General features: G+C 74.2%; 14 protein-coding genes and 1 pseudogene. 9 read left to right on the top strand and 6 right to left on the bottom strand.

Annotated elements, in window-relative coordinates:
- On the top strand, positions 1-1,185 hold a 1,185-nt coding region (locus tag AB0G13_RS30010), incomplete at its 5' end, for a D-alanyl-D-alanine carboxypeptidase (protein ID WP_357881486.1).
- A 193-nt stretch (positions 1,186-1,378) separates the two neighbouring features.
- A complete protein-coding gene (locus AB0G13_RS30005; protein WP_357881495.1) occupies positions 1,379-2,113 on the top strand; it encodes a peptidylprolyl isomerase in 735 nt (244 codons plus the stop codon).
- 192 nt (positions 2,114-2,305) lie between these two features.
- Here AB0G13_RS30005 and AB0G13_RS30000 read toward each other — a convergent pair whose 3' ends face one another.
- Complete coding sequence (locus AB0G13_RS30000) at positions 2,306-3,328, bottom strand: LacI family DNA-binding transcriptional regulator (protein WP_357881483.1); 1,023 nt, start codon at positions 3,326-3,328, stop codon at positions 2,306-2,308.
- A gap of 239 nt (positions 3,329-3,567) precedes the next feature.
- On the opposite strand from AB0G13_RS30000, the gene AB0G13_RS29995 reads away from it, so the two are divergent.
- The 6 genes from AB0G13_RS29995 (at position 3,568) to AB0G13_RS29970 (ending at position 10,897) form a co-directional block, all read left to right on the top strand.
- Positions 3,568-4,866 carry an extracellular solute-binding protein gene (locus tag AB0G13_RS29995; protein WP_357881480.1) on the top strand — a complete coding sequence of 433 codons (1,299 nt, stop codon included), beginning with the start codon at positions 3,568-3,570 and terminating at the stop codon, positions 4,864-4,866.
- 7 nt (positions 4,867-4,873) lie between these two features.
- A complete protein-coding gene (locus AB0G13_RS29990) occupies positions 4,874-5,815 on the top strand; it encodes a sugar ABC transporter permease (protein WP_357881477.1) in 942 nt (313 codons plus the stop codon).
- Positions 5,812-6,633: a carbohydrate ABC transporter permease gene (locus tag AB0G13_RS29985; RefSeq protein ID WP_357881474.1), complete on the top strand. Its 822-nt coding sequence runs from the start codon at positions 5,812-5,814 to the stop codon at positions 6,631-6,633. Before AB0G13_RS29990 ends, AB0G13_RS29985 begins: the two co-directional genes overlap by 4 nt.
- Positions 6,630-9,008, top strand: coding sequence for a glycoside hydrolase family 3 N-terminal domain-containing protein (locus tag AB0G13_RS29980; RefSeq protein WP_357881471.1), 2,379 nt, complete (start codon positions 6,630-6,632; stop codon positions 9,006-9,008). The genes AB0G13_RS29985 and AB0G13_RS29980 overlap by 4 nt, the downstream gene beginning before the upstream one ends.
- A gap of 3 nt (positions 9,009-9,011) precedes the next feature.
- Positions 9,012-10,001 carry an acetylxylan esterase gene (locus AB0G13_RS29975; protein ID WP_357881468.1) on the top strand — a complete coding sequence of 330 codons (990 nt, stop codon included), beginning with the start codon at positions 9,012-9,014 and terminating at the stop codon, positions 9,999-10,001.
- A gap of 98 nt (positions 10,002-10,099) precedes the next feature.
- Complete coding sequence (locus AB0G13_RS29970) at positions 10,100-10,897, top strand: M15 family metallopeptidase (RefSeq protein WP_357881492.1); 798 nt, start codon at positions 10,100-10,102, stop codon at positions 10,895-10,897.
- 30 nt (positions 10,898-10,927) lie between these two features.
- Here the strand turns inward: AB0G13_RS29970 and AB0G13_RS29965 are convergent, their stop codons facing one another.
- From AB0G13_RS29965 to AB0G13_RS29955, 3 genes and pseudogenes are all read right to left on the bottom strand, one after another.
- Positions 10,928-12,106, bottom strand: a complete 1,179-nt coding sequence (locus tag AB0G13_RS29965) for an acyl-CoA dehydrogenase family protein (RefSeq protein ID WP_357881465.1) — start codon at positions 12,104-12,106, stop codon at positions 10,928-10,930.
- 19 nt (positions 12,107-12,125) lie between these two features.
- Positions 12,126-12,278, bottom strand: a complete 153-nt coding sequence (locus AB0G13_RS29960; protein ID WP_357881489.1) for an NAD(P)-dependent oxidoreductase — start codon at positions 12,276-12,278, stop codon at positions 12,126-12,128.
- A gap of 67 nt (positions 12,279-12,345) precedes the next feature.
- Positions 12,346-12,944 (bottom strand): annotated as a pseudogene (locus AB0G13_RS29955) (NAD(P)-dependent oxidoreductase); the annotation flags it as partial.
- Between the two features lie 137 nt (positions 12,945-13,081).
- Between AB0G13_RS29955 and AB0G13_RS29950 the strand changes: the two are divergent.
- Positions 13,082-13,588: a DinB family protein gene (locus AB0G13_RS29950; RefSeq protein ID WP_357881462.1), complete on the top strand. Its 507-nt coding sequence runs from the start codon at positions 13,082-13,084 to the stop codon at positions 13,586-13,588.
- A 37-nt stretch (positions 13,589-13,625) separates the two neighbouring features.
- Here AB0G13_RS29950 and AB0G13_RS29945 read toward each other — a convergent pair whose 3' ends face one another.
- Positions 13,626-14,408, bottom strand: coding sequence for an alpha/beta hydrolase family protein (locus AB0G13_RS29945; protein WP_357881459.1), 783 nt, complete (start codon positions 14,406-14,408; stop codon positions 13,626-13,628).
- Positions 14,409-14,429: 21 nt separating this feature from the next.
- Positions 14,430-15,450, bottom strand: a 1,021-nt coding sequence (locus AB0G13_RS29940) for a spore photoproduct lyase family protein (RefSeq protein ID WP_357881456.1), incomplete at its 5' end; no start/stop codon positions are given.

Below are 15,450 nucleotides of genomic sequence, written 5' to 3'. Positions count from 1 at the left end.
CCACCCGCGTCCGGCGTCGCGTCACCCGCGCCCAACGTCGTGCCGTCCGCGTCCGGCGTCGTGCCCTGCCCGAAGGCGCCCGCGCCCAGGGTGTCCCGGCCGCCGCGTCCGTCGCCGCCGCCAGCCGTGCCGCAGGAGCGGACCGTCGGCGGCCCGGCGCTGGACACCGCCGGTCTGGTCGTCCCGGCGGGGGCCGCGCGCCCGCCGGCGGTCACCGCGACCTCGTGGCTGGTCGCGGACCTGGACAGCGGCGAGGTGCTGGGCGGCTGCGGCCCGCACGAGTACGGCACCCCGGCCAGCGTGCAGAAGCTGCTGCTGGCGGCCACCATGCTGCCCCGACTCGACCCGCAGCAGGTCGTCACCGTCACCGACGGGGACATGGACATCGAACCCGGCTCCTCGGCCGTCGGGCTGGTCGCCGGCGGGCGCTACCGGATCGAGACCGTCTGGCTCGGGCTGCTGCTCCAGTCGGGCAACGAGGCGGCCAACGTGCTGGCCCGCCTCGGCGGCGGCCCGGACGGGATGGCCGGCGGCGTGCGGGCGATGAACGAGGAGGCGCACCGCCTCGGCGCCCTGCAGACCCACGCGGTGACGCCGTCCGGCCTCGACGGACGAGGCCAGTTCACCAGCGCGTACGACCTGGCGTTGATCGCCCGGGCCTGCTTCGCCGACCCGACGTTCCGCCGGTACGCGCTGACCGAGACGCACCGCATCCCCGCCCAGCCGGCGCAGCGGACCAAGGGTTTCGAGATCCAGAACGAGAACCAGCTCGTCTACCGGTACCCGGGCGCGCTCGGCGGCAAGACCGGCTTCACCGACCTGGCCCGGCACACCTACGTCGGGGCGGCCCAGCGGAACGGGCGGCGGCTGGTGGTCACGCTGCTCGGTGCCGAGCCGCAGCCCGCGCGGGGCTGGGAGCAGGGCGCCGCCCTGCTCGACTGGGGCTTTTCGCTGCCCCGGGGCGCCGCCGTCGGCCGGCTGGTCGAGCCGGGGGAGCTGACCGCGTCGGCGGCCGCCTCGCCGCCCGCGCTGGCCGCCACCGGCGAGCCGCGCCCGGCCGCGGCCAGCGGCCCGATCGAGGACGGGCTGGTCGCACGGTGGCCCGTGGCCGCGCTCGTCGCGTCGGCGGTCGCGCTGCTGGGGACCGCGCTGCTCTGGCGCCGCCGGGCGGCGCGGCGCCGGTAGGGGAGGGCGCCTCCGCGCCGCGGCAGGGGCAGGACGGATCGACAAGCGACGACGGGATCCATAGACTCCGGTCTTTCTGGCGCCATGAGTCCAGGGAGGACCCCCCGTGTCGAGCGAACCCCGACCGCACCCCGTCCCACCGTCGACCGAGGCACGCCGTCGACCGGCCCGTACGCTGACCCGCCTCGCCGGGGTGGCCGTGATCGCGGGCGCGCTGGTCACCGGTGGCGGCGCCGCCGCGGTCGCCGCGCCCGGCGGGTCCCCGGCCGACGCCTCCGCCGAGCCCCGGGTCACGCCCGGCCCGTGCGCGTACGCGGAGACGCCCGAGGACCCGGCCGCCCGCCCGGTCCCGCTGCCGCCCGACCCGAGGCGCACCCCCGACCGGGGCACCGTGCGGGTCACGCTGCGGACCAACCAGGGACCGATCGGGCTGACCCTCGACCGGGAGGCGGCCCCCTGCACCGTGCAGAGCTTCCTGCACCTGGTGCGCCACCGCTTCTACGACCGGACCTCCTGCCACCGGCTCACCGCGTACCCGACGTTGCGGGTGCTGCAGTGCGGTGACCCGTCCGGCACCGGCTCCGGCGGTCCCGGCTACCGCTACGCCGACGAGCTGCCCACCGACCTGCCGCCGGCGCCGACCGACCCGACCGGCGTGCGCCGGCTCTACGCCCGGGGCACCCTGGCCATGGCCAACGCGGGCCCCGACACCAACGGCAGCCAGTTCTTCCTGGTCCAGTCGGACTCGGCGCTGCGCCCCAACTACACGGTCTTCGGCTCGATCGACGCCGCCGGGCTGGCCACCCTCGACCGGATCGCCGCCGGCGGCATCGCCCCCACCGCCGAGGACCCCGCGCCGGTCGACGGCGCGCCCGCCCTGCCGGTGGACATCCGGCGGGCGGTCCGGCACCACCACCAGCACCGCTGAGGCCGATGCCGCCGTCGGCGGTGTCGAGGCACACTCGTCCACCCCGGCTCCCCGCCGCCCGGAACGCCGTACCGAAACTTCCGGGCGGCCCTGGGCGGTGGGTGAACGGCGGTCGCGGCAGCGGCTACCGACCGGAACTTCCGGAACCCCACCGGGAATGCCGGCGCCGGGCGGCGGGCGGCGCGACGGCCGTCACGGCCGGCGCGGCGGGGCCGTGCTGTCCCGGACGACCAGGTTGGTGGCGAGTTCCACCCGGGGGGAGTCGATGCCCTCGCCCTGCGCCAGCCGCAGCACGGTCCGGGCGGCCAGGCGACCCATCTCCACCAGCGGCTGCCGGACGGTGGTCAGCGGCGGTGAGGCCCAGCGGGCCTCGGGCAGGTCGTCGAAGCCCACCACGCTGACGTCGCCGGGGATCCGCAGGCCCCGGCGCCGCACGGCCTCGTAGACGCCGAAGGCCATCTGGTCGCTGGCCGCGAAGATGGCCGTCGGCGGGTCGTCGAGGTCGAGCAGCGCCGTCCCGGCGGCAAAGCCCGAGGCGTGGTAGAAGTCGCCGGGGTGCACCAGCCGGTCCTCCGCCGGCGCCCCGGCCGCCTCCAGCGCGGCCCGGTGGCCGTCGAGGCGGGCCCGGCTACACAGCAGGTGCGTCGGCCCGGCGACGAAGCCGATCCGCCGGTGCCCGAGCGAGAGCAGGTGCTCGGTCGCGGCGAGCCCGCCGGCCCAGTTGGTGGCCCCGATGGTGGGCACGTCGGTGGCGGGCACGCCGGCCGGGTCGACGACGACCACGGGCACGTTGAGGCGGCGCAGCTGCGCGTGCAGCGGCGGGCTCAGGTGCGAGGTCACGAAGATGACGCCGTCGGTGGCGCGGGCCCGCAGGTTCTGCAGCCACTGCCGGGCGGCGGTCGACTGGCGGTGTATCGCGGAGACCACGGTGCCGACGCCCGCGCCGTGCCCGACGTCCTCGACGCCCCGGATGATCTCCACCGCCCAGGGGCTGTCCAGGTCGTTGAAGACCAGGTCCACCAGGCCGGCGCGGCTCACCGTGCGGCTGCTGCGGCGTTGGTAGCCATGGTGGCGCAGCAGCTCCTCCACCCGCTCGCGGGTGTCGGGGGCCACGTCCGAGCGCCCGTTGAGCACCCGCGACACGGTCGGCACCGAGACCCCGGCCTCCCGCGCGATAGCGGTGATGGTGATCCTGCGCCCGTCGTCGCCGTCCACCCGCGTCTCCTTCACCGGTCGGAAGACCGACCGTACCCGTCACCACCGAAAAACGTCCGGAACGGCGGGGCCGCTCCACCGGCCCATCTTGCCCCACGATCGGGGGTTGACGACACGGCAGGTCGGTTCTAGCGTTCGGACGAGTTACGGAATTATTCCGGAAACTTGTCGGACGCCTTTCGGTCGTCGCGCCGGCGGCGACGTCCCCCCCACCCCACCCCCACCACGAGAGGTCGATCATGACTGTACGCACGCGGCTCGCCCGGGTCGTCGCGTTCGGCGCCGCCCTGGCGCTGACGCTGCCACTGACCGCCTGCGGCGACGGTGACTCGGCCGCCGGCCCGGACGAGATCCGCATCCTGGTCTACGGCGACGCCACCAACAAGGTCGAGAAACAGCTCGTCGAGACGTTCAACAAGACGTCGAAGGTCAAGGCGGTGCTGGACACCATCCCCGGTGCCGACTACCAGACCAAGCTCCAGACCATCATCAACACCAAGCAGGCGCCGGACGTCTTCTTCAACTGGGGCGGCGGCAGCATCACCCCGTTCGTCAAGGCCGACCTGCTGCTGCCGTTGGACGACATGATCGCCAAGGATCCGGGGCTGAAGGGGAACTTCCTGCCCTCGGTCTTCAACACCGCGATGGTCGACGGCAAGGCGTACGGGGTGCCGATGCGCGGCACCCAGCCGGTGCTGCTGTTCCACAACAAGAAGGTCCTCGCCGACGCCGGGGTCGCCCCGCCGAAGACGTGGGACGACCTGCTGGCCGCCGTACGCGCCCTCAAAGCCAAGGGGATCACGCCGATCGCCCTCGGCGGCGGCGACCAGTGGCCGACCCAGATGTGGTACCAGTACCTCTACGACCGGGTGGCCGGCCCCGAGCTGTTCGCGCGGGCGCTCGACGGCGACAAGGGCGCCTGGGAGAGCCCGGAGAGCCGCCGGGCCCTGGAACTGCTGCGGCAACTGACCGACGCGGGCGCGTTCGGCCCCAACTTCGACTCGGTCAAGTTCACCGACGGCGGCTCGCCCGCCCTGCTCGCGGGCGGCAAGGCCGGCTTCGAGCTGATGGGCTCCTGGAACTACTCGACCCACCACGACGCCAACCCGACGTTCGCCGCCGAGGGCCTCGGCTGGAGCGCCTTCCCGAGCGTCCCGGGCGGCAAGGGCGACCCGCGCAACGTGGTCGGCAACACCAACAACTTCTACTCCGTGCTGAAGAAGACCCGGCACCCGGAGGCGGTGGCCGAGTTCCTCAAGCTCCAGTACTCCGACGAGTTCGTCCGGGCGCAGCTGTCCATCGGGAACCTGCCGACCACCACCAACACCGGGAAGTTCCTCGACGGCGCCACCAACCCGGACTACCTGAAGTACCAGTTCGCCCTGGTCAAGGAGGCCCCGAACTTCCAGCTCTCCTGGGACCAGGCGTACCCGCCGGCCGCGACGACGACCATCCACCAGGCCGTGCAGCAGTACTGCAACGGCCGGATGGACGCCGCCGGATTCATCAAGGCCATGCAGTCCCTGCAGGCGGGCTGACCGCGGCATGTCCACCACCACCCTCGCCGCCCCCACCGTGACGGAGCAGCGACGGGTCCGACGACGCCCGGGTGGCCCCACGGTCAGCCGCCCGGGCTTCGCCTGGGCCCTCCCCGCGACCCTGTTCTTCGGGCTCTTCGCACTCGTCCCGCTGGTCCTCGTGGTCGTGCTCAGCTTCACCAGCTGGGCGGGCCTCGGCTCGCCGGAGTACGTCGGGCTGGAGAACTGGCGGCGGCTCGCCCGCGATCCCGTCATGATCAACAGCCTGTGGCTCAGCGTCCTGCTCACCGCCCTCGGCGTGCTGGTGCAGACGCCGCTGAGCCTGCTGATCGGCGTGTGGGCGGCCGGTCACCAGCGCAATCGCGCCGTGCTGTCCGCCATCTTCTTCCTTCCGCTGCTGCTCTCGGCGACCGCCGTGTCGGTGCTGTGGCGGGCGCTGCTCGACCCGAACTTCGGCGTGCCCGGCCAGGCCCCGTGGCTGTTCGGCGACGGCAACCTCTTCGGCAGCCGGACGGGCGCGATCGGCGTACTGGTCTTCGTCGGCAGCTGGCAGTTCATCCCGTTCCACGCGCTGATCTACCAGGGCGCGGCCCGCGCCGTGCCGGCGGTGCTCTACCAGGCCGCCGAGGTCGACGGCGCCGGCCCGTGGGGACGGTTCCGCCACGTCACCCTGCCGCAGCTGCGCAACGCCATGATCACCTCGGTGGTCCTCATGGTCGTCGGCGGGCTGACCACGTTCGACACCGTGCTGATCCTCACCCAGGGCGGCCCGGGCACCGACACCACCATCACCGCCTACCACATGTACGAGCAGGCGTTCCGCAGCTTCGACTTCGGCGCCGGCGCGGCCATCGCCCTGCTCCTCGTCGTCGTCGCCACCGTCATCTCGCTGATCGTGGTCCGGGTCTCCGGCTACGACCGGATGCGCTCCACCATGGAGGGACTGTGAAGCGGCACCGCCCGAACTGGCTCGCCGGGATCGGCGCGGTGGCCTGGCTGCTCCTGGTCGGCCTGCCGATCTACGTCATGCTGGCGATCACCGTGCAGACCCGCGAGGGGTACGGCCGCAACGGCCCGATCGCCCTGCCCGACACCTTCACCCTGGACAACTACACCGGCGCCTTCGACGAGGGCTTCGGCCGTTACCTGCTCAACACCCTGGTGGTGACCGCGAGCGTGGTGGCCATCGTGCTGCTGCTCGTGCCCCCGCTGGCGTACGCCATCGTGCGCAGCCGCAGCCGGCTCACCTCCGGGGTGTTCCGGCTGTTCCTGCTGGGCCTGGCGATCCCGGCGCAGGCGGTCGTCGTGCCGATCTTCTACCTGATCAGCAAGGCGGGGCTCTACGACAACCTCGTCGGCGTCATCCTGCCCACCGCCGCCTTCTCCCTGCCGGTGTGCGCGCTGATCCTCAGCGGCGTCATGCGGGACATCACCGTGGACCTGTACGAGGCGATGGCCATCGACGGCGCCAGCCCGGCGCGGGTGTTCCGCCAACTGGTGCTGCCGCTGTCGCGCGGCGGGATCGCCACCATCGCGGTCTTCTCCGCCCTGCAGGCGTGGAACGGCTTCCTGTTCCCGCTGATCCTCACCCAGTCCGACTCCACCAAGGTGATCACCCTCGGCCTCTACAACTTCCAGACGCAGTACGGGATCAACATTCCCGGCCTGCTCGCCGCGGTCGTGCTGTCGATGGTGCCCGTCCTGCTCGTCTATCTGTTCGCCCGGCGGGCCCTGGTGCAGGGGCTGATGGGCGTCGGAGGGAAGTGACCGACAACGTGACCCTCGACATCGCCACCGGCACCGCGACCTGGACCGACCCGACCCTCGACCTGACGACCAGGGTGGACGCCCTGGTCGCCGCGATGACCCTGCCCGAGAAGGTGGCACAGCTCTACGGAGTCTGGGTCGGCGCCGCCGCCGACGGGGGAGAGGTCGCGCCGTACCAGCACGAGATGGAGGAACCGGTCGACCTGGCCGACCTGCTGGACGCCGGCCTCGGCCAGCTGACCCGCCCGTTCGGCACCGCCCCGGTCGACCCCGCGCTCGGGGCGCTGTCCCTGCTGCGGACCCAGCAGCGGATCGCCGCCGCGAACCGGTTCGGCATCCCGGCGATGGCGCACGAGGAGTGCCTGGCCGGCTTCGCCGCCTGGGGCGCCACCGCGTACCCGGTGCCGCTGTCCTGGGGCGCCACCTTCGACCCGGAGCTGATCGGGCGGATGGCCGCCGCCATCGGCGCCGACCTGCGCCGCGTCGGCGTGCACCAGGGGCTGGCCCCGGTGCTCGACGTGGTGCGCGACGCGCGTTGGGGGCGGGTGGAGGAGACAATCGGCGAGGACCCCTACCTGGTGGGCACCATCGCCACCGCGTACGTGCGGGGCCTGGAGTCCGCCGGCGTGGTGGCCACCCTGAAGCACTTCGCCGGCTACTCCGCCTCCCGGGGCGGGCGCAACCTGGCGCCGGTGCCGATGGGCCCCCGCGAGCGCGCGGACGTGATCCTCCCGCCGTTCGAGATGGCGGTGCGCGAGGGCGGCGCGCGGTCGGTGATGCACGCCTACACCGACACCGACGGGATTCCCTCGGCGGCCGACGAACACCTGCTGACCGGCCTGCTCCGCGACGCCTGGGGCTTCCCGGGCACCGTCGTGGCCGACTACTTCGGCATCGCCTTCCTGCGTACCCTGCACGGGGTGGCCGGCAGCTGGGCGGAGGCGGCGGGCACCGCCCTCGCCGCGGGCGTGGACGTCGAGCTGCCGACGGTGAAGACGTTCGGCGAGCCGCTGCGCGAGGCGCTCGCGGCCGGCGCGGTGCCGGAGGCGCTGATCGACCGGGCGGTCCGTCGGGTGCTGACGCAGAAGGCGCAGCTCGGCCTGCTCGACGCCGACTGGAGCCCGGTGCCGGCCGCGCTGGCCGGTGCCGACCTCTCCGATCCGGACGCGCTGCGCGGCACCGTCGACCTGGACCCGCCCGCCAACCGGGCGCTGGCCCGCGAGGTCGCCGAGTGCGCCGTGGTGCTGCTGGCCAACGACGGCACCCTGCCGCTGCACCGGCCGGCCCGGATCGCGCTGGTCGGCCCGCAGGCGGAGAGTCCCACGGCGGTGCTGGGCTGCTACTCGTTCCCCGCCCACGTCGGCTCCCGGCACCCCGAGGTGCCCGTCGGCATCGCGCTGCCCACCCTGGCGGCGGCGCTGCGCGCCGAGTTCGCCGAGAGCGTCGTGGTCACCGAGGCCGGCGTCTCCGTCGACGGCGACGACACCGGCGGGGTGGCGGCGGCGGTCGCGGCGGCGCGGGGCGCGGACGTGGTGGTCGCCGCGCTCGGCGACCGGGCGGGCCTGTTCGGGCGGGGCACCAGCGGCGAGGGCTGCGACGCCGAGTCGCTGGCCCTGCCCGGGGCACAGCAGCACCTGCTCGACGCGCTGCTGGACACCGGTACGCCCGTGGTGGTGACGCTGCTCGCCGGGCGGCCCTACGCGCTGGGCCGGGCGGTGACCGACGCGGCGGCGATCGTGCAGTCGTTCTTCCCCGGCGAGGAGGGCGCCCCGGCCATCGCCGGCGTGCTCAGCGGCCGGGTCGCACCGCAGGGGCGGCTGCCGGTCAGCGTGCCCCGGGGGCCGGGCGCGCAGCCGACCACCTACCTGTCGGCCCGGCTGGGCCACGCCAGCGACGTCTCCAACGTCGACCCGACGCCGGCGTACGGCTTCGGGCACGGTCTGGGCTACACCACGTTCGACTGGTCGGGCCTGGTGGTCGGCGAGCCGGTCGCGGCGACCGACGGTGAGCTGCGGCTGCACTTCACGGTGCGCAACACCGGCTCCCGATGGGGCAGCGAGGTGGTGCAGGTGTACGCCCACGATCCGGTGGCCTCGGTGGTCCAGCCGGTGCAGCGGCTGGTCGGCTACCTCCGCGTGCCGCTGGCGGCGGGCGCGGCCTGCCGGATCGACCTGGCCGTGCCGGCCGATCTGTTCTCGTTCACCGGGCGCGACGGGCGACGCGTCGTCGAGCCGGGGGAGCTGGAACTGCGGCTCGCGGCGTCCAGCACCGACCACCGGCTCGTGGCGGCGGTCGCGCTGCGCGGCCCCGCCCGGCACGTCGACCACACCCGGCGGCTGCACCCCCGCTTCGCCGTCACGCCGTGGGCCGGGTGAGCGATGGCCCTCACCGACCTGCCCGAGGAGCAGTTGCGGGCGTACCGCGGCGGGGTGCGGGAGCCGGCGGACTTCGACCGGTTCTGGGCGGACACGATCGCCGAGTCACGCCAGTGCGGCTGGCCGGTGCGCGCCGAGCCGGTGGGCACCGGGCTGAGCACGATCGACGTCCTCGACGTGACCTTCCCCGGGTTCGCCGGGCAGCCGGTGCGGGGCTGGCTGCGGCTGCCGCGCGACGCCGGGCTGCCCCTGCCCACGGTCGTCCAGTACGCCGGCTACGGCGGCGGCCGGGGCCACCCGCTGGAGAACCTGCTCTGGGCCTCGGCCGGCTTCGCGCACCTGCAGATGGACACCCGGGGGCAGGGGGCGGGCTGGACCCGGGGGGACACCCCGGATCCGGCCGCCGCCGGCCCCGAGGCCCCCGGGGTGGTCACCCGTGGCGTGGAGGACCCCCGTACGTACTACTACCGGCGGTTCCTCACCGACGCGGTGCGGGCGGTGGACGCGGCCCGGACCCTGCCGGCGGTCGACCCGGCGCGGCTCGCGGTCCTCGGGCACAGCCAGGGCGGCGGCGCGGCGCTCGCTGTCGGCGCCCTGGTGCCCGACCTGCGGGCCGTCGTGGCTGGCGTGCCGTTCCTGTGCGACATGCCGCGCGGGATCGTGCTCACCGACGCCCGACCCTACGGCGAGATCCGCGACTACCTGGCCGTGCACCGGCAGGCCGAGGAGCGGGTGCTGGCCACCCTGGCGTACGTCGACGGGGTGAACTTCGCCCGCCGGTGCCACCTGCCGGTCCGCTTCTCCGTCGCGCTGATGGACGAGATCGTGCCGCCGTCGACCGTCTTCGCCGCCGTCAACGCCTGGCGGGGGCCGACGGAGTTGTCGGTCTGGCGGTACAACGGTCACGAGGCGGGCGGGATCGACGACGACGAGGCGGCGCTGCGCTTCCTGCGCGTACACCTGTCGCCGGACCGGGCGCCCGACGGCCCGTAGCCTGATAGACAGGGGGCGTGGCCAGGCCAGTGCCCATCCGCCGGCGAGCCCCGGGCGCCGCGACCGCCCGTGGGCGGGCCGTCGCGGCGGCCGTCGCGATCGTGGCGCTCGCGCCCGGCTGCACCCGACCCGCGCCGTCGCCGTCACCCCCGGCCGCGCCGGCACCGTCCGCCCCGGCGACGACGTCGCGCGGGCCGGGCCTCGTCGTCCTCACCGACGTCGACCCGCGCATCCGGACCGACATCCGGTACGCCGGCGCGCACAACTTCGTGGGGCGACCGGTCGCCGGCTATTCCGAACCGCTCTGCCTGCTCACGCGCCGGGCCGCCGAGGCGCTGCGCCGGGTGCAGGACGCCGCCCTCGCCCGGGGCCGCAGCCTGAAGGTGTACGACTGCTACCGCCCCCGGCGGGCCGCGGACGACTTCGTCGGCTGGGCCAGGCAGCCCGGCGAGCAGCAGATGAAGGCGGAGTTCTATCCCCGGGTGGCGAAGTCGAAGCTGTTCGACGAGGGGTACGTCGGCGCCCCCACCGCCCACAGTCGGGGCAGCACGCTCGACCTGACCCTGGTCGACGTGCCGACCCCCACCCAGCCCCCGTACGCGCCGGGCCAGCCCCTGGTCTCCTGCACCGCCCCCCGGGGGCAGCGGTTCGCCGACAACGGCGTCGACATGGGCACCGGCTTCGACTGCTTCGACCCGCTCGCGCACACCGACTCGCCCCGGGTCACCGGCGTGGCCAGGGACAACCGGCGGCTGCTGCGGCAGTTGATGACCGACGGCGGCTTCGTCAACTACGACCGCGAGTGGTGGCACTACCGCTACCGCGACGAACCCTGGCCGGACACGTACTTCGACCTGCCCGTGGCCCGCTCCTCGGCCGAGCCCGCGGGCGGCTGACACCCCCGCGCCGGCCAGGGTCCGTCCCGCTCACTTGAAGGCGGCGTGGCCGGTCAGCACCTGTCCGATGATCAGCTGGTGCACCTCGGACGTGCCCTCGTAGGTGAGCACGGATTCGAGGTTGGCCGAGTGCCGGATGACCGGGTAGTCGAGGGTGATCCCGGCCGCGCCGAGGATGGAGCGGCACTCGCGGGCGATGGCGATGGACTCCCGCACGCTGTTGAGCTTGCCCAGGCTGATCTGCCGGTGGTCGAGGGTGCCGGCGTCCTTCATCGCGCCGATGTGCAACGCCAGCAGCATCCCCTTGCCCAGCTCCAGCCCCATGTCGGCGAGCTTGAGCTGGGTGGCCTGGTACGCGGCCAGCGGCTTGTCGAAGATCTGCCGGCTGCGGGCGTACGCGACCGTCGTCTCCAGGCAGTCGTGGGCCGCGCCCAGCGCTCCGAAGACGATGCCGAACCGGGCCTCGTTGAGACACGTCAGCGGCCCGGACAGGCCGGCGGCCTCCGGCAGGATCGCGTCGGCGGGCAGCCGCACGTCGTCGAGGACGAGTTCCGAGGTCACCGAGGCGCGCAGGGAGAGCTTGCGCTTGATCTCCGGGGCGGTGAAGCCCGGGGTGCCGGCGGGGACGAGGAAGCCGCGGACGCCCTCGTCGGTGCGGGCCCACACCACGGCGACGTCCGCGACGGAGCCGTTGGTGATCCACATCTTGGTGCCGTTGAGCACCCAGTCGTCCCTGTCACGGCGGGCCCTGGTCCGCATGCCGGCCGGGTCGGAGCCGAAGTCCGGTTCGGTCAGGCCGAAGCAGCCGATCGCCTCGCCGGCGGCCATCCGGGGCAGCCACTGCTGCTTCTGCTCCTCGGAGCCGAAGCGCCAGATGGCGTACATGGCGAGCGAGCCCTGCACCGAGACCAGGGAGCGCAGCCCCGAGTCGCCCGCCTCCAGCTCGAAGCAGGCCAGCCCGTACGCGACGGCGGAGGTGCCGGCGCAGCCGTAGCCCCGCAGGTGCATGCCGAGCACGCCGAGCTCGCCGAGCTCGAGGGCCAGGTCCCGGACGGGCAGGCGGCCCTCGTCGTACCAGGTGGCGATCTCCGGGCGGATCCGTCGGTCGACGAAGCCACGGACGGCGGCCTGGAGGTCTCGGGTGTCGTCGTCGATCAGCGCGTCGACGCCGAAGTACGCGAGCGCGGGCGCGGGGGTGGACAGGGTCATGGTTCGTTCCTCCCAGGGCTTACAGGTGCGCGATCACGCCACGCGCGACGGCTACCGCCATCGCGTCCAGCGCGTCGTGGGTCATCGCCGCCATGTGCGGGGTGGCGAAGACCCTCGGATGGTGCAGGAGCGGGTCGTCGGGGTCGGGCGGTTCGGGCGCGAAGACGTCCACCGGCGTAGCCCCGCAGCCGCCCGGCGTCGAGCGCGGCGAGCACGGGCCGGCTGTCCACGATCCCGGCCCGCGCGGTGTTGACCAGCAGGGCGTCCGGCCGCATCCGGGTGAGCGCGGCGGCGTCGACGAGCCCGGTGGTCCGCGGGGTCCGGGGCACGCGCAGGCTCACCACGTCGGCCTCGCGCAGCAGGTCGTCCAGCGCGACAAGGCGTACTCCCGGCGGTGGGTGGTCGTGGCGACGTCGTATCCGATCACGTTCATGCCGATTGCCTGGGCGCGGGCCGCGACCCGGCCGATCGCGCCGAGCCCGACCGGACCCAGGGTACGGCCGGCCAGGACGACGAACTCGGCCACCGCTTCGGCGTTGACGCCCGGCGTGCCGACCACCTCGATGCCCAGGCGGTCGGCCGCGGCGAGGTCGATGCCGTCCAGCCCGGCGCCGTGGCCACCGACGACCCTGAGCTGCCGGCCGGCTTCGAGCATGCCGGCCGTCACCGGCGAGGAGCGCACCACGAGGGCGTCGGCGGTGGTCAGTGGCCCGGCGGCGAGGCTCGCCGGGTAGACCTCGCCCTGTGGCTGCAGCAGCTGGTGCGCGTAGTGGCGGAAGGTCTGACCGGCCCGGGTGACCTCTCCGCGCGCCTCGCTGAGCAGGTCGAATCGCGCCATCCGATCCGGTGCGACGGTCGGAAGCGGCGGAGGCCACGCGCCACGGCCCGGCGCCGTCCGGCATGATCAGGGGTTCCGGCTCTGCAAGCGAGCAACCGTCGGACGGCGACCCTGCCGTCACGTGAGGGGAGTGAGCCGTGGCCACCGAACGGATCGGGCCGCCCGTCACCGGGGACGAGCGCGAGATGCTGCGCGCCTTCCTCGACTACCACCGGGCGACCCTCGCGATGAAGTGCGACGGGCTCTCCGACGAGGAGCTGCGCCGGCAGTCGATGCCCCCGTCCACGCTGTCGCTGCTCGGCCTCGTCCGGCACATGGCGGAGGTGGAGCGGGCCTGGTTCCGCCGGACCATCGACGGCGAGGACGTCCCGCTGGTCTGGTCAGACTCCGGCGACTACCAGGTGGCGTACGACGCGAGCGGCGCCACCCGCGCCGAGGCGTTCGACGCCTGGCAGCGGGAGGTCGCGCACTCCCGCCGCATCGAGCGCGAGGCGGAGTCGCTCGACGTGACCGGCCACCACGCCAGGTCCGGCGAGGACGTGTCCCTGCGGCTGGTGATGCTGCACCTGATCCACGAGTACGCCCGCCACAACGGCCACGCCGACCTCCTGCGCGAGGGCGTCGACGGCACCGTCGGCGCCTGAGCCCGGCGCTCGACCGCGGCGCCCCGGCACCGGCCGCTCAGTCGCCGGTGCGCAGCGGCAACCAGGCCAGCACGTCCTGGATCTTCGCGTCCCAGTACGCCCAGTCGTGCGTGCCGGGGGAGAAGTCCACGGTGAGCGGGACGCCCCGCTCGCGGGCCGCCGCGACGAAGGTCAGGTTGTCGTCGTACAGGAAGTCCTCGGTGCCGCAGGCGACGTAGAGCGCCGGCCGGTCGGCGGCGGGCACCCGGTCGAGCAGGGCGACGGTGTCGTCGTCGCTGCCGATCGCGGCGCGCTCGCCGAACACGGTGTGCCAGACGTCGGGGTCCAGGGGCGCGGTCGGGTGGTGGCGGCGGTTGACCACGTCGAGCGCGCCGGAGAGGCTCGCCGCCGCCGCGAACCGGCCCGGGTCGCGCAGCGCCCACTTGACCGCCCCGTAGCCGCCCATCGACAGGCCGGCGACGAAGGTGTCCTCCCGCCGGGCGGAGAGCCGGAAGAACTCGTGGCACACCCGGGGCAGCTCGGTGCTGAGGAACGTCCAGTAGCGGTTGCCGTGCTCCTCGTCGGTGTAGAAGCTGCGCCCGGCCTGGGGCATCACCACGGCGAGGCCGAGCGGCGCGACGTAGCGCTCGATCGAGGTGCGGCGCAGCCAGATGGTGTCGTCGTCGGACAGGCCGTGCAGCAGGTAGAGCACGGGCGGGGCGCCCTGCCCGGCGCTGCCGGTCATGCCGATCTGCGAGGAGGTCCGCTGCGGCAGGATCACGGTCATCGACGTGCTCACACCGAGGGCCTCGGAGTGGAAGTCACAGCGCATCAGGGCCACGGTCGCGACCGTAGCGCATCCTCACGTCCAGTACAGGACCCGGCAGTCCGGCAGCCGGACCGCCACCTCCCGGTCGAACCAGGCGCGCAGCTCGGCCATGGTGTCGCGCGGGTAGACGTACTTGACGGCGCCGAACCTGCCGTACCTGCGGCTGCGGGCGGACTCGTCCATCTCCAGCCTCGTGCGCGGGTACCAGCCGAGCAGCACCTCCTTGCTGCCCGGGGTGAACCGGTGGGTGATCAGCTCGGCGGTCAGGTCGAGTTCCGGCACCCCGGCGACGGCGTCGGCCACCGCGTCGAGCAGCTCGCCGTACCGCTCCCGCCAGCCGGGCAGTGGCATGATCGGCGCGACGGTCAGCCCGACGGGGTAGCCGTCGAGGGCGAGCCGGCGCAGCGCCGCGAGCCGGTCCGGCACCGGGGCGGTGCCGCCCTCCAGCCGCTCGCTGACCGGCCGGCAGTTGACGCTGAACCGGACCCGGGTACGGCCGGCGTGCGGCAGCCCGACGAACGTGTCGACGTCGGCGTACTTGGTGGTCCAGCGCAGCTGCACCGGGGCGTCCCAGCCGGCGAAGTGCTCCACGGCCCGCCGCCAGCTGCCGGTGAGGTGCTCCAGGGCCAGCGGGTCGGTGTAGCAGGACGCCTCGAAGGTGGTGCCTTCGCCGGCCCGCGCGGCGTCGCGGCTGGTCACCGTGCCCCGCCCGGCGTACTCGGCCAGGCCGGCGAGGATGTCGTCCAGGTCGGCGTACACCCGCGTCACCGGCGGCCCCGACAGCGAGCCGGCCAGGTAGCAGTACTGGCAGTGGGCCGGGCAGCCCTCCGCCAGGTCGACGCGCCAGTCCGCGCTGGGCGCGATGGGTTGCAGCCGCCGGCGCGACGGCGGGCTGACCACGATCGCCATCGTCGCCTTCGCCCGCGCGTACGTCTCCCGCTCGGTGCCGCCACGGACGCCGGTGAGCCGGTTGGCACGCAGCCGCTCGACCTCGATGCCCAGGGCCTCGACCCGGTCGGCGATCCGCCGGCCGTGCGGGTGGTCCAGCGCGGCC

The organism is Micromonospora sp. NPDC023633, assembly GCF_040640035.1.
GTDB lineage: Bacteria > Actinomycetota > Actinomycetes > Mycobacteriales > Micromonosporaceae > Micromonospora.
The sequence above is the reverse complement of the archived record's forward strand: the minus strand, read 5'-3'. Positions and strand labels throughout refer to the sequence as shown.